The 20,950-nt window shown below is 72.8% G+C and carries 18 protein-coding genes and 1 riboswitch; of the genes, 13 read left to right on the forward strand and 5 right to left on the reverse strand.

All coding sequences use genetic code 11. From position 1 onward, the window contains the following. Positions 1-25: 25 nt before the first annotated feature. Both ACZ4D5_RS31890 and ACZ4D5_RS31895 read right to left on the reverse strand, forming a co-directional pair. Positions 26-433, reverse strand: coding sequence for a hypothetical protein (locus ACZ4D5_RS31890; RefSeq protein ID WP_467775922.1), 408 nt, complete (start codon positions 431-433; stop codon positions 26-28). After that, positions 426-929, reverse strand: a complete 504-nt coding sequence (locus ACZ4D5_RS31895) for a SigE family RNA polymerase sigma factor (protein ID WP_467775923.1) — start codon at positions 927-929, stop codon at positions 426-428. Before ACZ4D5_RS31895 ends, ACZ4D5_RS31890 begins: the two co-directional genes overlap by 8 nt. 330 nt (positions 930-1,259) lie before the next feature. Between ACZ4D5_RS31895 and mfd the strand changes: the two genes are divergently transcribed. Then, positions 1,260-4,790 (forward strand): transcription-repair coupling factor, encoded by a 3,531-nt coding sequence (gene mfd / locus ACZ4D5_RS31900; protein ID WP_467775924.1) that lies wholly within the window; start codon positions 1,260-1,262, stop codon positions 4,788-4,790. A 6-nt stretch (positions 4,791-4,796) separates the two neighbouring features. On the opposite strand, the gene ACZ4D5_RS31905 is transcribed toward mfd, so the two are convergent. Further along, positions 4,797-5,237 carry a nuclear transport factor 2 family protein gene (locus ACZ4D5_RS31905; RefSeq protein ID WP_467775925.1) on the reverse strand — a complete coding sequence of 147 codons (441 nt, stop codon included), beginning with the start codon at positions 5,235-5,237 and terminating at the stop codon, positions 4,797-4,799. Positions 5,238-5,370: 133 nt separating this feature from the next. Further along, positions 5,371-5,559 (reverse strand): antitoxin, encoded by a 189-nt coding sequence (locus ACZ4D5_RS31910; protein ID WP_467775926.1) that lies wholly within the window; start codon positions 5,557-5,559, stop codon positions 5,371-5,373. A gap of 150 nt (positions 5,560-5,709) precedes the next feature. Here ACZ4D5_RS31910 and ACZ4D5_RS31915 point away from each other — a divergent pair, with 150 nt between their 5' ends. The 3 genes from ACZ4D5_RS31915 to ACZ4D5_RS31925 all read left to right on the forward strand — a co-directional run bounded on the left by ACZ4D5_RS31915 (position 5,710) and on the right by ACZ4D5_RS31925 (position 8,006). After that, positions 5,710-6,417, forward strand: coding sequence for an MOSC domain-containing protein (locus ACZ4D5_RS31915; protein WP_467775927.1), 708 nt, complete (start codon positions 5,710-5,712; stop codon positions 6,415-6,417). After that, entirely contained in the window at positions 6,414-7,151 is a 738-nt protein-coding gene (locus ACZ4D5_RS31920; protein ID WP_467775928.1) for an HNH endonuclease family protein, read from the forward strand. Before ACZ4D5_RS31915 ends, ACZ4D5_RS31920 begins: the two co-directional genes overlap by 4 nt. 108 nt (positions 7,152-7,259) lie before the next feature. Beyond that, positions 7,260-8,006: an N-acetyltransferase gene (locus ACZ4D5_RS31925; protein WP_467775929.1), complete on the forward strand. Its 747-nt coding sequence runs from the start codon at positions 7,260-7,262 to the stop codon at positions 8,004-8,006. A gap of 19 nt (positions 8,007-8,025) precedes the next feature. Here the strand turns inward: ACZ4D5_RS31925 and ACZ4D5_RS31930 are convergent, their stop codons facing one another. Continuing rightward, complete coding sequence (locus ACZ4D5_RS31930; protein WP_467775930.1) at positions 8,026-8,838, reverse strand: hypothetical protein; 813 nt, start codon at positions 8,836-8,838, stop codon at positions 8,026-8,028. A 221-nt stretch (positions 8,839-9,059) separates the two neighbouring features. On the opposite strand from ACZ4D5_RS31930, the gene ACZ4D5_RS31935 reads away from it, so the two are divergent. The 9 genes from ACZ4D5_RS31935 (at position 9,060) to ACZ4D5_RS31975 (ending at position 20,929) form a co-directional block, all read left to right on the forward strand. Then, on the forward strand, positions 9,060-11,132 hold the full coding sequence (locus tag ACZ4D5_RS31935) for an N-6 DNA methylase (RefSeq protein ID WP_467775931.1): 2,073 nt from the start codon (positions 9,060-9,062) through the stop codon (positions 11,130-11,132). 100 nt (positions 11,133-11,232) lie between these two features. Then, on the forward strand, positions 11,233-11,820 hold the full coding sequence (locus ACZ4D5_RS31940) for a hypothetical protein (RefSeq protein ID WP_467775932.1): 588 nt from the start codon (positions 11,233-11,235) through the stop codon (positions 11,818-11,820). A 2-nt stretch (positions 11,821-11,822) separates the two neighbouring features. Next, positions 11,823-13,391: a protein kinase domain-containing protein gene (locus tag ACZ4D5_RS31945; RefSeq protein WP_467775933.1), complete on the forward strand. Its 1,569-nt coding sequence runs from the start codon at positions 11,823-11,825 to the stop codon at positions 13,389-13,391. Positions 13,392-13,594: 203 nt separating this feature from the next. Beyond that, positions 13,595-14,281 (forward strand): SurA N-terminal domain-containing protein, encoded by a 687-nt coding sequence (locus tag ACZ4D5_RS31950; protein ID WP_467775934.1) that lies wholly within the window; start codon positions 13,595-13,597, stop codon positions 14,279-14,281. Positions 14,282-14,323: 42 nt separating this feature from the next. Then, entirely contained in the window at positions 14,324-15,346 is a 1,023-nt protein-coding gene (locus ACZ4D5_RS31955; RefSeq protein WP_467775935.1) for a nucleoside triphosphate pyrophosphohydrolase, read from the forward strand. 42 nt (positions 15,347-15,388) lie between these two features. Then, entirely contained in the window at positions 15,389-17,323 is a 1,935-nt protein-coding gene (locus tag ACZ4D5_RS31960) for a sel1 repeat family protein (protein ID WP_467775936.1), read from the forward strand. Then, positions 17,320-18,624 (forward strand): cytochrome P450 family protein, encoded by a 1,305-nt coding sequence (locus tag ACZ4D5_RS31965; protein WP_467775937.1) that lies wholly within the window; start codon positions 17,320-17,322, stop codon positions 18,622-18,624. Before ACZ4D5_RS31960 ends, ACZ4D5_RS31965 begins: the two co-directional genes overlap by 4 nt. Before the next feature lie 149 nt (positions 18,625-18,773). Then, on the forward strand, positions 18,774-19,856 hold the full coding sequence (locus ACZ4D5_RS31970) for a transglycosylase family protein (protein ID WP_467775938.1): 1,083 nt from the start codon (positions 18,774-18,776) through the stop codon (positions 19,854-19,856). 194 nt (positions 19,857-20,050) lie between these two features. Then, a riboswitch (cyclic di-AMP (ydaO/yuaA leader) is annotated at positions 20,051-20,198 on the forward strand. Between the two features lie 5 nt (positions 20,199-20,203). After that, a complete protein-coding gene (locus ACZ4D5_RS31975) occupies positions 20,204-20,929 on the forward strand; it encodes a transglycosylase family protein (RefSeq protein WP_467775939.1) in 726 nt (241 codons plus the stop codon). Positions 20,930-20,950 lie beyond the last annotated feature (21 nt).

Raw genomic sequence — 20,950 nt, forward strand, 5'->3', positions numbered from 1 at the left:
GGGACGGTGGCGCGCACGGAAGAAGTCAGCCCCCCGAGGCAGGTGCCGTCGTCGGGGTGGAGGTATCGGCCGGCGGCGAAGACGTACCGGGCGGCGGAGCCGACGAGGACGGCATCCGCGAGGGCACCCGCGTATGCGAGGACGCACCCGGCGGCGACGCCGACGACGTGGGGCTCGGCGGCGCGGCGGGCCGCACCGGCTCACTCCCCTCACCCATCCGCAGCGCGGCGACCGCCGCGCCACCGGACAGCACGCACACGGCGGCCGCGGCGGCCACCGCGTACGTCCGCCGTCTGCGCCGCAGGCCCCGCGCGGCCACCTGCCCCGCGGGCACGGGCGCGGCGAGCCGCCCGCCGGATTCCGCGGCCCGCTTCAGCGCGAGGGCGAGGCCGTCGTCGGCGTCCGCGTCGGCCTCGGCCCTTGGCTCAGTCACGGTGCTCCTCCGGGGTCGGCGCGTCGTCGAGGTGCGGTGCGAGAGCCGCCCTGGCACGGGAGAGGTGGGACTTCACGGTCCCGGCCGCGATCCCGGTCTCCGCGGCGACCTGCTGCACGGACAGGTCGCACACGTAGTGCAGCACCGCCACCCGCCGCTGCCGCTCGGACAGCTGCCTGAGCGCGGCGACCAGCGCGACGGTGCCCGGGTCCGGCGCGGGCACGGTGCCCGCCCGTTCCCCGTGGTGGCGCCGCCAGGCGTCCGCGGTCCGCCCGCGCCGCCGCCACCGGCTGACGGCGAGCCGCCAGGCGACGGTCCTGATCCACGCCTCGGGCCCGGCGTCCCGCTCCAGGCGGCCGCGGCGGGCCCAGGCGCGGACGAAGGCCTCCTGGACCACGTCCTGTGCCTCGTGGAGGTCGCCCGTCATCAGATACACCTGCCCGACCAGCGGTCTCACGGAGTGCGCGTAGAACGCCTCGAACTCCTCGTCGGTCAAGTGGTCTCCCGGTGCGTGTGGTGCAGGGCGGTGCGGGTGGGTCCTGTGCGGCTCGCGACGTGCTGTGTGGCTCTCCAAGGCAGTACGCCTGGGACGCGCGTCCGGTTTACACGGTGCTACGGGCTTCTTCGGGCTTCTTCCGGACGGGTGTTTTTCCGGACATTGTGCGGGAGGGGGGCGCGCGGCCCCTCGCGCGGGGCTCATCACGACCGGGCCGCGCCTGTCGGTCCCAAGTCGTACGCTGGAGACCCCCGGCCCGTGCGACGTGCCGGGCGTCTCGCGTTGCCCACCCACCCCCGGTCACTCCGGTACCTGGACGGAAAGCCCTCCATGAGCCTGCACGGTCTGCTCGACGCTGTCGTCAAGGACTCCGCACTCGCCGAAGCGGTCAAGGCCGCGACCGACGGCCACCGCATGCACGTCGACCTGGTCGGCCCGCCCGCGGCCCGGCCCTTCGCCGTGGCGGCGCTGGCCCGCGAGTCCGGCCGCACCGTCCTCGCCGTGACGGCCACCGGCCGCGAGGCCGAGGACCTGGCGGCGGCGCTGCGCACGATCCTGCCGCCGGACGGCGTCGCCGAGTACCCCTCCTGGGAGACGCTCCCGCACGAGCGCCTCTCGCCCCGCTCGGACACGGTCGGGCGCCGCCTCGCGGTGCTGCGGCGCCTGGCCCACCCCAGCACGGACGACCCGGAGACCGGTCCGGTCTCGGTGATCGTCGCGCCGGTCCGCTCGGTGCTCCAGCCGCAGGTCAAGGGGCTCGGCGACCTGGAGCCCGTGGCCCTGCGCACGGGGCAGACCACGGACCTGGACGAGACGGTCGAGGCGCTCGCCGCGGCGGCGTACTCCCGTGTCGAGCTGGTCGAGAAGCGGGGCGAGTTCGCCGTGCGCGGCGGCATCCTGGACGTCTTCCCGCCGACCGAGGAGCACCCGCTCCGCGTGGAGTTCTGGGGCGACGACGTCGAGGAGATCCGGTACTTCAAGGTCGCCGACCAGCGCTCCCTCGAAGTCGCCGAGCACGGCCTGTGGGCGCCGCCCTGCCGTGAGCTGCTGCTCACCGACGAGGTCCGGGAGCGGGCCGCCGCCCTGGCCGAGCGCCACCCGGAGCTGGGCGAGCTGCTCGGGAAGATCGCGGAGGGCATCGCGGTCGAGGGCATGGAGTCCCTCGCCCCGGTCCTGGTGGACGACATGGAGCTGCTGCTCGACGTCCTGCCGAAGGGCTCCATGGCCGTGGTCTGCGACCCGGAGCGGGTGCGCACGCGCGCGGCCGACCTGGTGGCGACCTCGCACGAGTTCCTGCAGGCCAGCTGGGCGGCGACGGCCGGTGGCGGCGAGGCGCCGATCGACGTGGGCGCGGCGTCGCTGTGGGGCATCGCGGACGTCCGCGACCACGCGAGCGACCTCGGGATGATGTGGTGGTCGGTGAGCCCCTTCGCCGCCGACGTCGACCTCGACGAGGACACGCTCAAGCTCGGCATGCACGCCCCGGAGACGTACCGCGGCGACACCGCGAAGGCGCTCGCGGACACCAAGGGCTGGCTGGCGGACGGCTGGCGCACGGTCTATGTGACCGAGGGCCACGGCCCCGCGGCCCGCACCGTCGAGGTCCTCGGCGGCGAGGGCATCGCGGCCCGCCTGGACGCGGACCTCACCGAGCTGACCCCCTCCGTCGTGCACGTCTCCTGCGGCTCGATCGACTTCGGCTTCGTCGACCCCTCGCTGAAGCTTGCCGTGCTCACCGAGACCGACCTCTCCGGGCAGAAGGCGGCGGGCAAGGACGGCCAGCGCATGCCGGCCCGCCGCCGCAAGACGATCGACCCGCTCACCCTGGAGTCCGGCGACTACATCGTCCACGAGCAGCACGGCGTGGGCCGCTACATCGAGATGGTGCAGCGCACCGTCCAGGGCGCCACGCGCGAGTACTTGGTCGTGGAGTACGCCCCCGCCAAGCGCGGCCAGCCCGGCGACCGGCTCTACATCCCCACGGACCAGCTGGAGCAGATCACCAAGTACGTGGGCGGCGAGGCCCCGACGCTGCACCGCCTCGGCGGCGCCGACTGGACCAAGACGAAGGCGCGCGCGAAGAAGGCGGTCAAGGAGATCGCCGCGGACCTCATCAAGCTGTACTCCGCGCGCATGGCGGCGCCCGGCCACAGCTTCGCCCCCGACACCCCCTGGCAGCGCGAGCTGGAGGACGCCTTCCCGTACGCGGAGACGCCCGACCAGCTCACCACGATCGCCGAGGTCAAGGAGGACATGGAGAAGACGGTCCCGATGGACCGCCTGATCTGCGGCGACGTCGGTTACGGCAAGACGGAGATCGCGGTCCGCGCGGCCTTCAAGGCGGTGCAGGACGGCAAGCAGGTGGCGGTCCTCGTCCCCACGACGCTCCTGGTCCAGCAGCACTTCGGCACGTTCTCCGAGCGGTACTCCCAGTTCCCGGTCAACGTACGGGCGTTGAGCCGCTTCCAGACCGACACCGAGTCCAAGGCGACGCTGGAGGGCCTGAAGGACGGCTCGGTCGACATCGTCATCGGCACGCACCGCCTCTTCTCCTCCGAGACGAAGTTCAAGGACCTGGGCCTGGTCATCGTCGACGAGGAGCAGCGCTTCGGCGTGGAGCACAAGGAGCAGCTGAAGAAGCTCCGCGCGAACGTGGACGTCCTGACGATGTCCGCGACGCCGATCCCGCGCACCCTGGAGATGGCGGTCACCGGCATCCGCGAGATGTCGACGATCACGACCCCGCCGGAGGAGCGCCACCCGGTCCTGACCTTCGTCGGTCCGTACGAGGAGAAGCAGATCGGCGCGGCCATCCGCCGTGAACTCCTGCGCGAGGGCCAGGTCTTCTACATCCACAACCGCGTCGAGTCCATCGACCGCGCGGCGGCCCGGCTGCGCGACATCGTCCCCGAGGCGCGCATCGCGACGGCCCACGGCCAGATGTCCGAACAGGCCCTGGAACAGGTCGTGGTGGACTTCTGGGAGAAGAAGTTCGACGTCCTGGTCTCGACGACGATCGTCGAGTCGGGCATCGACATCTCCAACGCCAACACCCTGATCGTCGAGCGTGGCGACAACTTCGGCCTGTCCCAGCTCCACCAGCTGCGCGGCCGTGTCGGCCGTGGCCGCGAGCGCGGTTACGCCTACTTCCTCTACCCGCCGGAGAAGCCCCTCACGGAGACGGCCCACGAGCGCCTCGCCACGATCGCCCAGCACACGGAGATGGGCGCGGGCATGTACGTGGCGATGAAGGACCTGGAGATCCGCGGCGCCGGAAACCTCCTGGGCGGCGAGCAGTCGGGCCACATCGCGGGCGTCGGCTTCGACCTCTACGTCCGCATGGTGGGCGAGGCGGTCGCCGACTACCGCGCGTCCCTGGAGGGCGGCGTGGAGGAGGAGCCGCCGCTGGAGGTCAAGATCGAGCTCCCGGTGGACGCGCACGTCCCGCACGACTACGCCCCCGGTGAGCGCCTGCGCCTGCAGGCCTACCGCGCCATCGCCTCCGCCAACACGGAGGAGGACATCACGTCCGTACGCGAGGAACTCACCGACCGCTACGGCAAGTTGCCGGAGCCGGTGGAGAACCTCCTCCTGGTGGCGGGCCTGCGGATGCTGGCGCGTGCGTGCGGCGTCGGCGAGATCGTCCTGCAGGGCACCAACATCCGCTTCGCCCCGGTGGACCTGCGCGAGTCCCAGGAGCTGCGCCTCAAGCGCCTGTACCCGGGCACCGTCATCAAGCCGGCGGCGAACCAGATCCTGGTGCCCCGCCCGAAGACCGCGAAGGTCGGCGGCAAGCCGCTGGTCGGCCGCGAACTGCTCGGCTGGGTGGGGGAGTTCCTGGCGTCGATCCTGGGGTCGTGACGGACCTCAGGGGGTGCACGCCGCCGCGATCGAGAGGCTGTTCTCGTAGAGGTGGTGGCGGGTGATGCGGCCGTCCTCGACGGTCAGGCGCAGGGCGAAGGGGCCCTCGAAGGACTTGCCCGTGGCGCGGACGGTTCCCCAGAGGCGGCCCATCAGGACGGCGTCGGTGCCGTCGACGAGGAAGGTGTCGACCGTGGCGCCGGAGTCCTCGGCGACCGTGTGCTCGGCCATCTCCGCGGCCTGGGCGGCGCATTCGGCGCCGGTGGAGCGCGGCCGGATCCACGGGACGACGGGGTTCTCGGCGAGCAGCCAGTCGACCTCGTCGGCGAAGATCTCGGTCATGCGCGCGGTGTCCCCGGCCAGCCGGGCGGACAGGAACTCCTGGACTGCGGCGCGGGTCGCCTCGGCGGCGGAAGCGGTCGTGGCGGCAGGCGTTTCGGTGGTCATGGTGCTCTCCTTCGGCGGTCGGCCCGGGGCGGGCCCTGCTCGATGTGCACGAGCGTGCCGGACCGGGGGAGAGCGGTCGATTACCCCAGGAGTAAGGGAGCTGCTCCTGGGGTGATCGACGGTGCGCCCGGGATCAGGACGGCTGCTGGTCCTCCGGCTTGTCCTCGCCGAGGCCCAGGCGTTCGTGTGCCTGCTGCTGGGCCTTGTCGACCTTGTCCGCGTACTTGTCGCCGGTCTTCTCGTTGATCTCTTCTTCCGCGGCGTTCGAGATGTCCTTGGCCTTGTCCTTGGCCTGGTCCTTGAACCTGTCGAAGATGCCCATGCGGAGAGCTCCTTGCGGGCGGGGGAGGGGGACTCACGATCGACGATACGTCCGGTCTTTCCGTTTTGCTCGCTGGGGCGAGATATGGTCTGGACCACTTGGTCGCTACGGTGGTGGCCGCGAGAGTCCGCCCAGGGGAGGGAGAGCGCCGTGCCGCTCAAGGTCGTGGGTCTGAACCGTTTTCCGGTGAAGTCGATGCTCGGTGAGGAGCACGACCGGCTGGAGTTCGACGGGACCGGCGTCGTCGGCGACCGGCTGTGGGCCCTGCGGTTCCCCGACGGCAAGCTGGCCAGCGGCAAGAACCACGCCCGCTTCCGCCGCGTCCCCGGACTCCTCGAACACCACGCGACGTACGACGGGGACGGCCTGCCCGTCGTCACCGCGCCGGACGGCGCGACGCTGCGCCCCGGCGATCCACGCATCCCCGAACGCTTCGGCGAGGGCGCCGAGTTGGTCCGCGCGGGCGAGGAGAGCCACAAGGACGTCTCCGACGTCTCCGTCATCGGCACCGCCTCGCTCCGCGCGCTCGGCGACCTGCTCGGTGACGCCGACCCCGTCGACGTACGGCGGCTGCGCAAGAACATCGTCGTGGAGACCGACGAACCGTGGATCGAGGAGAGCTGGGTCGGCCGCGAGATCGTCCTCGGCGGCTCCGGCGAGGGGGGCGGGGCCCTGCGCCTGCGCGCCGTCAAGCGGGTCAAGCGCTGCGTCATGGTCACCCAGGCCCAGCCCGGCCTCCCCGTGGACAACCGCGTCCTGAAGACCCTCACCGCCGCCCGCGGCATGTGCATCGGGATCCACACGGAGATCGTGACGCCCGCGCCGCTCGCCCTCGGCGACACGGTGGTCGCCCGGTGAACCGTCGCGCCACCTCACGTGCCACCGCGGCCCTGCTCGCCCTGGTCGCCGTCCCCGCGCTCCTGACCGGCTGCGAGTTCGGCACGAAGGACAAGGCGGAGAGCGGCGCCGGCGGCCCCGACGCCAAGGCGGGCTCCGCGCTCGCCGCCGTCGACACGCTCACCGTCAAGGGCCGCGCGCCCAAGACCGGTTACGACCGCGGCCGGTTCGGCAGCGCCTGGGCCGACACGGACTCCAACGGCTGCCCCACCCGGGACGACATCCTCAAGCGGGACCTCGAGGACGTCAGGTTCCAGGGCGGCGACTGCAGGGTCGCCTCCGGGACGCTCGCCCCCGACCCCTACAGCGGCAAGGACGTGACGTTCCGGCGCGGCCGCAGCCAGGTCGACATCGACCACCTCGTCGCCCTCTCGGACGCCTGGCAGAAGGGCGCCTTCCAGTGGGAGCCGAGCAAGCGCATCGCCTTCGCCAACGACCCGCTCAACCTCCTCGCGGTCGACGCGCGCCCCAACCGCAGCAAGGGCGACGGCGACACGGCGACCTGGCTGCCGCCGAACAAGGCGTACCGCTGCACGTATGTGGCCGGACAGGTCGCGGTGAAGAAGAAGTACGGGGTGTGGGTGACGGGGGCGGAGCGGGACGCGATGAAGAAGGTGCTGAACGCGTGCCCGGACGAGAAGCTCCCGTCGGGGTCGGCTCCGACCATGGCTCCGCCGCGCTTCCACGCGCGCTGAACCACCCCCAAGGGGCCCTTGGGGGCGCGGGGAACTGCGCGACCAGCCACGACGAACCCGCACGTAAATAGATACCTGTTCCTCATCGCAGCGCATACCGTGCGGAACATGGACCTGCAGATCACTACCTTGGCCGAGCGGCCGGAACTCGCAGAACCGCTCTGGCACCTCGCCGAGGACTGGCCCGAGTTCATCCTCCACGACCCCGTGGGCTGGTCGCTGATCGGACAGATCGTCGCGGACCTCCCCGAGTACGTCCTCGTCGCCACCGACGAGGACGCCGGGGGCAAGGTCGTCGCCCGTGCCCTCAGCGTGCCCCTCGCCCTGCGGGGCCGCGGCGGCGAACTGCCCGACGGCGGCTGGGACCAGGTCCTGCTGTGGGCCTTCTCCGACCTGCGGCACGGCAAGGAGGCGGACACGGTCAGCGCCATCGAGATCACCGTCGACGAGGCGGCGCGCGGCAAGGGCGTCTCCGGGCGGATGCTCGCGGCCATGCGGGAGAACGCCCGCGCCCGCGGCTTCGCCGAGGTCGTCGCGCCCGTGCGCCCCAACGCCAAGCACCTCGAACCGGCCGCGCGGATCGACGAGTACGCGTTCCGCACCCGCGGGGACGGCCTGCCCCACGACCCGTGGCTGCGGGTGCACGTCCGGGCGGGCGGCGTGATCGAGAAGGTCGCGCACGCCTCCATGACGGTGTCCGGCTCGACCGCGCAGTGGCGCGAGTGGACGGGGCTTCCCTTCGACCGGGAGGGCTTCGTCGAGGTGCCGGGCGCGCTGGTGCCGGTCCACTGCGAGCTCGCCCGCGGGTACGCGGTGTATGTCGAGCCGAACGTGTGGGTGCGGCACGTGTTGTGACCTGCGGCCGACCGCAGGGCTACTTCATGTCGACGACATCGCCGATGGGGGGCGTCGTGGAAACGGGCTTGTCGTAGTCGGTGAACGTCACGTACTCCGGCTCCGTGGCTTTCTTGTTGACGATCTTCAGCAGATACGGCTTGCCTTCCGTCGCGACGTAGATCGTGCAGTCGTCCGGGCCGGAGCGCGCGGAGATCTTGAGCGCGGGGACGCCGTCGACGGTGGTCGTCGGGCCTCTGCGGGCGCCGGAGTCGATCTCGTCGATGGTGTCGAGCAGGTCGTCGAGCTCGCACATGGCGGCGAGGTCCTCGGCGTCGCTGTCCGAGCCCTCCATCCGGGCCCAACTGCCCGAGAACGTGTCCACCAACCTCCGTGCCACGGCCGGGGACTCGTCCTTGCCCAGGGTGCGCAGCATCTCCTCGTCGTACTTCACGTAGACGAAGTCGTCACCGGGGACCCTCAGGTCGAACGAGCCCTCGCCGTCCACGGCCAGGTTGCCCGCGCACCGGCCCGAGGTGTCCATCGCCAGGTTCACCTTCATCCGGCCGGCTCCCTCGTCCGTGAGCCTGCCCGAGACGCGGGCCGACTCGGCGTCGGTCGTCGCGTCGAAGGCCTCGTCGATGATCTCGTCGCCGGTCATGCCGGCGAAGGGGCCCTTCGGCTCGTCGGCCCGCTTCGTGGGGTCGGCCGACCCCACGGAACCCGCCTTGCCGGAGCCCGCCTTGCCGGAGCCCGCACTCTCGGTGCCGCAGGCGGTGAGCCCGACGGCCGCGGCGGTGGCGAGACAGGCCGCGACGAGCGCGGGTCGGCGCGGGCGCAGGTGATGACGCATGGAGATCCCCAGGGAGGTCGTACGGGAGCCCCATCAGATCAGGAGTGTGTGAACCGGGTCAACACGGAGCAAAATGATCGCCAAGTTCACGCGCGTGAAGTCATCTGCCGGACGTGCTGGATATGCTCGGGCCCGCGCGTGGGGGGACGACCCGTGCGGGAGGGGACCGCGCGGGAGAGGGTCCGCGCGGGAGAGGGTCCGCGCGCGAGGGGAGCCGCCACATGACGTCGCCGGACGACGCCACCGAGGTCACCGCCGCCGGAATCGCCCGGCTCGCCGGAGTCGGCCGTGCCGCCGTCAGCAACTGGCGGCGCAGGCACGGCGACTTCCCCCGGCCCGTCGGCGGCACCGAGACCAGCCCGTCCTTCGCGCTCGCCGAGGTCGAGCGCTGGCTGCGCGCCCGGGGCAAGCTCGTCGAGGTCCCCCTCCGCGAACGCGTCTGGCAGCAGCTCGCGGGACACCCCGCGGGCCCCGTCACCGCCCTGCTCCACGCGGGCTGCGCCCTGCTCCTGGTCCGCGACAGGCCGCCCGCCTGGCTCGCGCTGAGCGCCGTGTCCGACGAGCGGATGGCGCAGCTCCTGCCCGGCGAGCTCGACGAGGTCGTCGCGATGCGGTTCGGCGTACGGCGAAGGCGTGCCGTCCGCGTCCCCGGACCCGCCGAACTCCTGCCCTCCGTACCGCTGTTGCGCGGCGTCGCCGAGCTCGCGGCCGAGCTGGGCGCGAAGCAGACGTACGAGTTCCTGCTCGGCCGGCACACCGACGCCAACCCCCGCCAGTACACGCTCACCCCGGCGGGCCCCGCCGAGCTGATGGCCGGACTCGCCGGGGGCGCCGCGCCCGCGCGCACCGTCCTCGACCCCGCCTGCGGCACCGGCGCCCTGCTGCGCGCCGTCCCGCCGCGCCCCGACCGGTACCTGTACGGCCAGGACAGCTCCCCCGAGCTCGCCGCCCTCACCGCGCTGCGCCTGGCCCTGCACTCCGACGCGACCGTGCGCACCATGGCCGCCGACACCCTGCGCGCCGACGCCTACGACGACCGCAGGGCCGACGCCGTGCTCTGCCACCCGCCGTTCAACGAGCGCAACTGGGGCCACGACGAACTGGCCTACGACGCCCGCTGGGAGTACGGCTTCCCGGCCCGCGCGGAGTCCGAACTCGCCTGGGTCCAGCACGCGTTGGCCCGCCTCACCGACGACGGCACCGCCGTCCTGCTGATGCCGCCCGCCGCCGCGTCCCGCCGCTCGGGCCGCCGCATCCGCGCCGACCTGCTGCGCCGCGGGGCACTGCGCGCCGTCATCGCCCTGCCGGCCGGCGTCGCGCCGCCGTACAACCTGCCCCTGCACATCTGGGTGCTCCGCAGGCCCGCCCCCGCGACGCGGCCCGCGCCGCCCGAGCTGCTGCTCGTGGAGACCGCGGGGATCCTGGCCGCCGGCGGCCGCGACAAACAGCTGTGGCCCGCCGTGCGGGACGCCGTGCTCGACCTCTGGCGGGCCTTCGACACCCGCGGCACGTTCGACGAGCGCCCCGGCGTCGCCCGCCGCGTGCCGGTGCTCGAACTCCTCGACGACGAGGTCGACCTGGCGCCCGCGCGCCGCCTTCCGCCGCCCACCGCGGGCGGCGGCGCGACGGAGCTCGCGACCGTGCGCGAGGGCCTGGGCGAGGCGCTGCGCAGGGCCGCCGACCTCACGCCGCCCCTGGCCGGGCGGGACGGCGCCGACGACCTGCCGCACGCCCCGCTGACCACCGTCGGCGAACTGGCCCGCGCGGGCGCCCTGTCCCTGCACACCGGCGGCGCGACGGGCGGCGGCCTGCCCGTCCTCACCGACCACGACGTCCTGACCGGCGGCGCACCCTCCGGACCGCCCCACGAAGGCACGGCGGACGACACCCCCGTACGCACCGAGCCCGGCGACGTGGTCGTCCCCGTCCTCGGCGGCGGCGCGGCGGCCCGCGTGATCGACGAGGCCACCGCGGGCGCGGCCCTGGGGCGCGGCCTCGCCCTGCTGCGCCCCGACCCCGCCGTCCTCGACCCGTGGTTCCTCGCGGGCTTCCTGCGCGGCACCGCGGGCCACCGCAGGGCGAGCAGCTACGCGTCGACCTCGGCCCGGCTCGACGTCCGCCGCCTCCAGCTGCCCCGCCTTCCGCTCGCGGGCCAGCGCGGCTACAGCGAGCGCTTCCGGCAACTGGCCGCCTTCGAGGACGCCCTGCGCCACGCGGCGCTGCTCGGCGAGCGACTGGTGCGCGGCATGCACGACGGACTGACGGAAGGAACCCTTCCGCCGGGCTCCGCGTGATCCGGACGACAACGGTTCGATACAACCCGGGACCGGTCGCGGCGGTCGGCCTATACGCTCGAATCCTCATCCGTTCGTTCATCAGGCACCAGGAGCAGCCATGCACGGCCACGGCTACGCGCCGCAGCAACCGCAGCCTCCTTCCGGGGGCACGCATGTGACGCTGCGCGTGTTGTTCGTGGTGCTCGCGGTGATCACCTGCGGCCTGCTCGCGTGGGCCGCGATGCTCCGGCTCGCGTTCGTGACGCGACGGGCGCTCGACTGGGCCCTGTTCGCCTTCGTGGCCGCGCTCGACGTCACGGCCCTCGTGCTGATCGCCGTCGACCCGGGCAAGGAGGAGTTCGAGAGCACCGGCAACGCGGGCATGGTGATCATGCTCTGCACGCTGATGGCCGCCCTCGCCTATTACCTGTACGCGGACATACGCCACTTCAGCCCGTACCGGCAGCCGCAGTTCACCGGCCACGTACCGCCGCAGACGCAGCCCGCCTACGGCTACCCCCAGCAGCCCGCCCCCGCGCAGGACCCGATCCACCTCCAGCCGACCCGGTTCGCGCCGCCGCCGACGCCACCGACGGCGCAGACACCGCCCCCGCCCACGCGTCCCGCCCCCGCCCGCATCAACCAGGTCCGGGCCGAGCTCGACGAGCTCAGTGACTATCTGCGCAAGCAGGAAGGCGGCAGCTGACCGTGACACCGGGGACGTCGCCGGGGACGGGGGCGACGGGCGGCCGCGTCGTCGCCGGGCGCTACGAACTCGCCACCCTCATCGGCCAGGGCGGCATGGGCCAGGTCTGGACGGCGTACGACCAGCGCCTGGACCGCCGCGTCGCCGTGAAGCTGCTCCGTCCCGACCGGGTCGCGGGCGCCGAGGCCGAGGAACTGCGCCGCCGCTTCGTGCGCGAGTGCCGCGTCACCGCGCAGGTCGACCATCCGGGCCTGGTCACCGTGCACGACGCGGGCAGCGAGCCCTCCGAGGACGGGGCCCTCTTCCTCGTCATGCAGTACGTCGACGGCGCGGACCTCGGCGACCACCTCGCCGAGCACGACCCCTACCCCTGGCAGTGGGCCGTCGCCGTCGCCGCCCAGCTGTGCGCGGTGCTCTCCGCGGTGCACGCCGTGCCGATCGTGCACCGCGACCTCAAGCCGCGGAACGTCATGGTCAAGCAGGACGGCACGGTCTCCGTCCTCGACCTCGGCATCGCCTCGGTCATGGACACCGACACCACCCGCCTCACCCACACCGGATCGCCGATCGGCAGCCCCGCCTACATGGCGCCGGAGCAGGCGATGGGCGGCGCCGTCGGCCCGTACACCGACCTCTACGCCCTCGGCGTCCTGCTGCACGAACTCCTCAGCGGCGACGTGCCGTTCTCCGGATCCACCGCCCTCGGCGTCCTCCACCGCCACCTCTACGAACCGCCGCTCCCGGTCCGCCGCCTGCGCCCCGAGGTGCCCGAAGCCCTGGAGTCCCTCGTCCTGCGGCTGCTCGCCAAGGACCCCCAGCACCGCCACGCCAGCGCCCAGGAGGTCTACGAGGAACTGGCGCCGCTGCTGCCCGCCCGCGGCATCCCCTCCGGCCGCCCTCTCGACCCCACGCGCCCCTTCCTGCGCCCGCACGCCCCGTGGCCGGACCGCGCGGCGACCCCCGCGCCCGCCCCCGACATGCCGTCGCAGCCGCCGAGTTCACCGCCCCAGCAGGACGTCGCCCGCGCCGTCGACGACGTCAAGCGCCTGCTCGGCGAGGGCCGCATCACCCAGGCCGTGGACATCCTCGGCGCGATCCTGCCGGCCGCCGCCGCCAAGCACGGCGAGCACTCGCCCGTCGTCCGCACCCTGCGCAAGCAGTACGCCGCCACGCTCATGGACGACGGCCAGTACCGCCGCGCCCTGCCCGAGCTGCGGCGCCTTGCCGACGAGCGCGCCGCCGAGTCCGGCCAGGCCGACCCGCACTCGCTCCAGTTCCGCTACGAGGCCGCGCAGTGCCTGGAGCAGCTCGGCGAACCGGCCGCGGCCCTCGCCGAGTACCGCGCGCTGCTCCCTTATTACGAGAACCACTACGCGACGGACGACCGGCAGCAGCCCCTGGAGATCCGCCGCCGCATCGGCCACCTGCTGCTCGCCCTCGGCGACCGGGCCGCCGCCCACGACACCCTGGTCCGCCTCCTGCACGACGCGGAGCGGCTGCACGGCCCCGGCCATCCCTTCCCCGTGGAGATCCGGCGCACCCTGCAGTGGCTCGGACAAGTGCGCGGCTAGCGCTCGTACGGCGGCGCCGAGGGTGCCCCAACTCCCGGGAAATCGTTGGTCGAATAGGTGTCGAATGGCTGGCCGAGAAGACGGCCACTGCCTACCATCGATCACCGCAAGACTTTGTGCGCCCGCCCGTCGCCCGACCACCACCCCAGGTGGAGGCGCTTGCGCGCCACAGTGATTTGCACAATCTCCAACGGGAGGCTCACTTGCACCGCCGTCGTCGCACCGCGCTCATCCTCTCCGCCGCCGCGATCGCCGCGGCCCCTCTCCTCACCGCCTGCGGCAGCAAGGCGCACCCCGGCGCCGCGGCCGTCGTCGGCGGCGACCGCATCACGGTCGCGCAGCTGGAGAGCCGGGTGAACGAGGTGCGGGACGCGCAGCGGGCCGCCATCCCCGACGACGCGCAGTACTCGCAGGCCATCGCCAAGTCCGGCGGCCTCACCCGCAGCACGCTGCACACGATGGTCCTGGACAAGGTCCTGCACCGCGCCGCCGCCGACGCCGGGGTGAGCGTCACGCGCCGCGACATCCAGACCATGCGGGCGAGCCTGGTGCAGCAGGCGGGCGGCGAGAAGGCCCTGGAGCAGGGCTGGCTGCAGCAGTACAGCGTCGCCCCCGCCCGCCTCGACGACAGCCTGCGTACGGAGATCGAGGCGCAGAAGCTCGCGAAGAAGCTGGGCGCGGACATGAACTCCCCCCAGGGCCAGGCGCTCTTCTGGAAGTCCCTCTCCGCCGCCTCCAAGAAGCTCGACATCGACCTCAACCCGCGGTACGGCACGTGGGACGTCGACAAGAACAAGCGGGCGGACAGCAAGACGCCGTGGGTGCGCGAGGTCGGCGACGCCGGGGAGCCCGAGGGCACCGGCGCGGTGCCGCAGGACCCGCAGGCGTAGGAGGGCCGGGGCGCTGTCAGTGGGCTGGGTTACGTTCGACGGGTGAACGACACCGAGACCACGCCCCCGGCCGACGCCACCGACCCCTCCGAGGAGGCCGTCGGTCGCGTCATCCTGCTGACCACCAGCCACCGCGTCGCGCCCGGCCTGCTGTCCTGGCCCGCCTGGCAGGCGCTGCACGGTGCGGACGAGGTGCTGTGCGCCGACGCCACCCACCCCCAGCTGCCGTATCTGCGCGAGGCGGGCGTGCGCGTCGAGCAGGCGGCGCCCACCGCCCAGGAGCTGGTGGACGCCTGCGCCGGGGGGCGTACGGTCCTGGTGATCGCGACCGCCGAGGGCGACCGCCCCCTCACCGACGGCCTGGCCCGGCTCGCCGGCTCGGGCCGCGTCGCCATGCCGGACCTGGAGCTCCTCCCCGCCTCGTACGACCTGCCGGGCGCGCGCCTGCTCGACCTGGTCCAGGTCATGGACCGGATCCGCGCGGAGTGCCCGTGGTCCTCCCTCCAGACGCACAAGGGCCTCGCGAAGTACGCGATCGAGGAGGCGTACGAACTGGTCGAGGCGATCGAGGAGGGCGACAGGCAGGAGCTGCGCGAGGAGCTCGGCGACGTCCTGCTCCAGGTCGTCTTCCACGCGAGGATCGCCGAGGAGGCGACCGGCGAGTCCGAGGACGAGGAGCCCTTCTCCATCGACGACGTGGCGGGCGGCATCGTCGAGAAGCTCATCCACCGCCACCCGCACGTCTTCGGCGACGACTCGGCGCGGACTCCGGAGGACGTGAGGGCGCACTGGCTCCGCACGAAGGCGGAGGAGAAGCAGCGCACCTCGGTCACGGAGGGCATCCCGCTCGGCCAGCCCGCCCTGGCCCTCGCGGCGAAGCTGGCATCCCGGGTGCGGACGGCGGGACTTGGGGTGCCGGTGCCGACGGGGGAGGGCGTGGGGTACGAACTGCTCGCGCTGGCGCTGCGGGCCGAGTCGGAGGGAGTCGACCCGGAGGCGGCGCTCCGCGTGGCCGCGCGGGCGTACAGGGACGCGGTTCGCTCCGCTGAGGCCTCGGGGGCTTAGTACGGTTGCCCCCTCAGGCGGTTCGAGAGCGTGGGGGCTTGTGTGGCAGAGGAGTTGGAGGTGCTGGCCGCCGAGGCGGCCGACGTCCTCGTGGCGGCGATGCGGGGGGACGAGGACCGCTGGCGGGCGGCTCGGGACGCGTTCGTGATGTTCTTCCAGCACTCACGTGTCGTGGCGGCCGACACCGACCTCGACGTCGACCGGATGCGCGCGGCGAGGCAGACCGTGGACCCGGCGCAGCTGGGGACGGCCTGGGCCGAGGTCCTGCTCCACTGCCTGCGGACCGGCGGACGGACGCGGGAGGGCCGCCTCCGGCTCGTCATGGCCGCCCTGGAACTCGAATCCGGCCGTGCCGTGCCACCGGCTGCCAGTGCCGGGCCCGACACGATCGACTACGCGCCCCCCGCCTGGTACACCGCTCAGACCACGAACACGGAGAACGCCGACGAACCGGCCGCACCGCTCGAACCCGCCGCGCGCAACTCCGTCACCGGCGGCGCGCAGAGCTCCGTCGTACAGGCGAGCACCATCCAGTCCCTCACCCTCAACACGCTGCCCCCGTCCCCGCCCCTCGCCCCCGCCGACAACTGGCCCCGCATCGACCAGCTCCGCCGCCTCGGCCTCGGCGTGCGCCCCACCCGCAGGACCGCCGGTACGACGGCCCTGCCGCCCTACGTCGCCAGGGACTGTGACGACGAGCTGTCCGTCCTCCTGCGGCAGGCCGCGCACTACGGCGGCCTCGTCGTCGTCACGGGCGGGCCCCTGTCGGGGAAGACCTCGACGGCGTGGGCGGCCCTGCGGGCGAGCGTGGCCGAGGACGCCCGGGTCTTCGTCACGGGCGGCGGAACGGACCTGCGCGACCTGCCGGACCAGCTCCGGGACCGCGCCGCCGAAGGCACCCACGTGGTGTGGCTGGACGACCTCGACGGCCACCTCGCCGAACCCGGCACCCCCGGTGTCCTCGCCCGGCTCACCCATGACCGCGTCCTGGTCCTGGCGACGATGCGGGACGAGGCGTACGACCGCCACCGCTTCGGGCACCACCCCGCCGCCCGCGCCCTGAGCGTCGCCCAGACCGTCGAGGTCCCCACGGAGTGGAGCGAGGCGGAGCTGGCACGCCTCGCGACGGTGGACGACGCGCGCCTCACGGACGCGGTCCGCTGGCGCGGGGACCTCGGCATCACGCAGTTCCTCGCGCTCGGCCCCGACCTGTGGGAGGAGTGGCGCAGGGCGCGGCGCGGACGGCGGCTCGGCCACCTCCTGGTGCGCGCGGCGATCGACCTCGCCCGGCACGGGGTCACCGAGGCGGTGCCGCTGGAGGCCCTCACCAAGGTGGCGGACGAGTACGCGGAGCAGCCCGAGGTGAGGGAGGAGACGTACACGGAGGCGCTGGCGTGGGCCGCCTCGCTCCGGACGGGCGCCGCCGGACTGCTCCTGCCGGGAGCGGAGGAGGAGACGTGGCGGGCCTGCGGCACGCTCGTGGCGGACGCCCTGCGCGCGCCGGACTTCCCGGCCGCCGACCAGTACGTCTGGTGGGCCATGGTCAAGGCAGTGGAGCAGCACCGCCCGGCGGAGCACGGCTCGATGCTGGCGGCGGCCAGGTCCGACCTGCGGGCGCGTGCGGAGGCGGGCGACGTCGACGTGATGCGGGCCCTGGGGGAGTTCGCCGGCAGCGCGGGGGACATCGCGGACGCCAGGCACTGGTACGGCAGGGTGGTGGACCTCGACCGGGGCAGCGCGCTGTCCGTCGGCGAGGACCTCCTGGAGCTCGGCGAGTACGCCGAAGCCGCCCGGTACATGGAGATGGCCGCGGCCGACGGCGGCCGCTGGGCGGCGAGCGCACTCGCCCGGCTGCACGTCGACCGCGCCGAGCACTGGCTCGCGCGCGCCGCCGAACAGGGCGACGAGAGGGCCGCCGCCACCCTCGCTCACCTGCGGTCCGGCCGGGAGAGGAAGCCGGATACCGTCAAGGAGTGACCGAAAAGACCGCTCCGTCCGCGGCCGCGGACGCCCCGGAGACCACCCCGCCCGAGGCCCAGGGGCCCGAGCTCTTCACCTGGGAGTTCGCCACCGACCCCTATCCCGCTTACGCATGGCTCAGGGAGAACGAGCCCGTCAGCAAGCAGCGGCTGCCCAGCGGGGTCGAGGCCTGGCTGGTCACCCGGTACGCGGATGCGCGGCAGGCCCTCGCCGATCAGCGGCTGAGCAAGAATCCCGCCCATCACGACGAGCCCGCGCACGCGAGGAGCAAGACCGGGATCCCGGGTGAGCGCAGCGCCAACCTCATGACGCATCTGCTCAACATCGACCCGCCGGACCACACCCGCCTGCGGCGCCTCGTCTCCAAGGCGTTCACCCCGCGCCGCGTCGCGGAATTCGCGCCGCGCGTCCAGGAGCTGACGGACCAGCTCATCGACCGGTTCGCGGAAGAGGGCACCGCCGACCTCATCCACGAGTTCGCCTTCCCCCTCCCCATCTACGCCATCTGCGACCTCCTCGGCGTCCCGCGCGAGGACCAGGACGACTTCCGCGACTGGGCGGGCATGATGATCCGCCACGGCGGAGGCCCGCGAGGCGGCGTCGCGCGGTCCGTGAAGAAGATGCGCGGCTATCTCGCCGAGCTGATCCACAGGAAGCGTCTCGAACCCGGCGACGACCTCATCTCCGGCCTCATCCGCGCCTCCGACCACGGCGAGCACCTCACCGAGAACGAGGCGGCCGCGATGGCCTTCATCCTTCTCTTCGCGGGCTTCGAGACGACCGTCAACCTCATCGGCAACGGCATGTACGCCCTGCTCACCCACCCCGAGCAGCGCGAGCGCCTGCAGAGGGCGGTCCAGGAGGGCGACACCGCACTCCTGGAGACCGGCGTGGAGGAACTGCTCCGCTTCGACGGCCCCGTCGAGCTCGCCACCTGGCGCTTCGCCACCGAGCCGCTCAGCGTCGGCGGGCAGGACATCGCGGCCGGCGACCCCGTCCTCGTCGTCCTCGCCGCCGCCGACCGCGACCCCGCCCGCTTCGACGACCCCGACACCCTCGACCTGTCGCGCCGCGACAACCAGCACCTCGGATACGGGCACGGAATCCACTACTGCCTCGGCGCCCCGCTCGCCCGCCTGGAGGGCCAGACCGCCCTCGCGACGCTCCTGCGCCGCCTCCCCGACCTGCAACTCGCGGCGGATCCTGCCGATTTGCGGTGGCGTGGTGGGCTGATCATGCGCGGACTGCGCACCCTGCCCGTGGAGTTCACGACCGCACAGAAAACGACGTCCGATTGACGCCGAACTGACGGGCCATCACGGATGTGACTTTTACGTGATCTCCGCTGCATCGACTTGTGACAAGCGTTCGACTGCGGCTACGTTCACGACGACTTGAGCGCCCCAGGCGCACAAGTCGCCGCAATAGTCTCCCGAAAGGCAACCGCATGCTCTCCGGCAATGGTCGTCACCGACGCCCCCGCCAAGCCCCGGCCCTCATCGTCGCGGCAGGAGTCACCGGATCAGCCATCGCCATCCCGCTGCTCGGCGCGACCAGCGCCAGTGCCGCAGAGACCACGACGTGGGAGAAGCTCGCCGAGTGCGAGAGCGGCGGCGCGTGGAGCGCCAACCCCGGCAACGGGTACTACGGGGGGCTCCAGCTCTCCCAGGAGACGTGGGAGCGGTACGGCGGCCTCGCGTACGCGCCGAGCGCCGACCAGGCGAGCCGCTCGCAGCAGATCGCCGTCGCCGAGCAGATCCTCGACGACCAGGGCACCGCCGCCTGGCCGAGCTGCGCCCCGATCGCGGGCCTGACCCAGGACGGCGCCGCGGCCGACGTCGACCCCGGCGCCCCGGTCACGCCGCAGCCCTCGGACCCGTCCGACCCGTCCGACCCCTCCGGCTCCGAGGACGCCAAGGACAAGGACAAGGGCGACGACAAGGGCAAGGACAAGGACTCCAAGGCCCCCGAGGGCTCGGAGAAGGAGAAGGAGAAGGGGGAGACGGACGAGCCGTCCGACGACGCCTCCAAGACTCCGGAGCCCTCCGACGAGGCGAGCGACACGCCCGGTTCGGACGACGAGTCCCGAGAGAAGAATCACGACAAGTCCGGTGAAAAGGGCGGCAAGGAAGACCAGGAGGACAAGGGCGAGAAGGGCGACGGCAAGGGCGGCTCCGGCAAGTCCGGCCAGAAGGACACCACTTCGCCCGAGTCCGAGGACTCGACCGACCCGTCCGAGGGCTCCGGGGACTCGTCCGGCGGCCGCCACCGCGGCGACCGCGCCGACGAGAGCCCGTCCGGCGGCGAGGGCGACCGTCCGGGACGGCACGCGTCGCGCGGCGGCGACCGCACGGACGAGGTCGCCGACGGGACGTACACGGTGCGCTCCGGAGACAACCTCTCGGCCATCGCGCACGACCTCGACGTCGACGGCGGATGGCACGAGCTCTACAGCGAGAACAAGAAGACCGTCGGGGCCGACCCGGACCTCATCCTCCCCGGTCAGAGCCTCGATCTGGGCGAAAAGTAACGGAAGTTGACGAAGAGTCGGGCGGGTACTTCGCGCCGTATGTCCGGTTTGGCGCGAGTGAGAGATGGGTCTCAGAAGGCCTGATCGTCTTTGAAATTCGGTGGATTGCGTGGCTACGGTCGTGACCGCTCGCCACTGCGGGCCCCGCCGGTCGGTACGCCGAATCCTGCCAACGGCCGGACGGGAACAGTCGTCGCTCAAGAGCGCCGTAGGCAGGAGCGGGGGACCCAAGGTAAGTGCCGGAAACGGCTAGGGGTGAAGTCGCGCTCTAGGAAGCGCGGCCGGGCAACCACATCGGCCCGAACCCGACAGCTCACCTCGCAGGCGTCGGTGTAGGGGATCAACTCATGCTGCTTTCCGGCAAGGGCAAGCACCGTCGCCCGTCCAAGGCCACCCGTGTCGCCACGCTCGTCGGCGTCACCGGCGCGGCCGTCGCCGCCCCGCTGATGGCGGCCGGTTCGGCCAACGCCGCCACCGGTGCCGAGTGGGACGCGGTCGCCCAGTGCGAGTCCGGCGGCAACTGGTCCATCAACACGGGCAACGGCTACTACGGCGGCGTGCAGTTCTCCGCCTCCACCTGGGCCGCGTACGGCGGCACCAAGTACGCGCCCACCGCCGACAAGGCCAGCAAGGCGCAGCAGATCGAGATCGCCGAGAAGGTCCTCGCGGGCCAGGGCAAGGGCGCCTGGCCGAGCTGTGGCGTCGGTCTCTCGGGCGCCGCGTACAACGGCGGCGGCTCGCAGGAGCAGGCCAAGCCGCAGCAGCAGACCAAGCCGCAGCCGCAGAAGACGCAGCAGCAGGCCGCTCCGCAGCAGCAGGCCCCGCAGCAGCAGGCCGCGCCGAAGCCGCAGCCGACGCCGCAGACCGAGACCAAGAAGACCGTCGAGACCCCGACCGGCAAGACGGTCAAGAAGGGCGACGGCGAGTACAAGGTCAAGACGGGCGACACCCTGTCCAAGATCGCCGAGGACCACAAGGTCAAGGGCGGCTGGCAGAAGGTCTACAAGCTCAACGGCGACATCATCGACGACGCCGACTTCATCTACCCGGGCCAGCAGCTGCACCTCAGCTAAGGGCTCCACACCGGCCGTGCC

The sequence above is a fragment of the Streptomyces sp. NPDC025651 genome, from assembly GCF_055558735.1.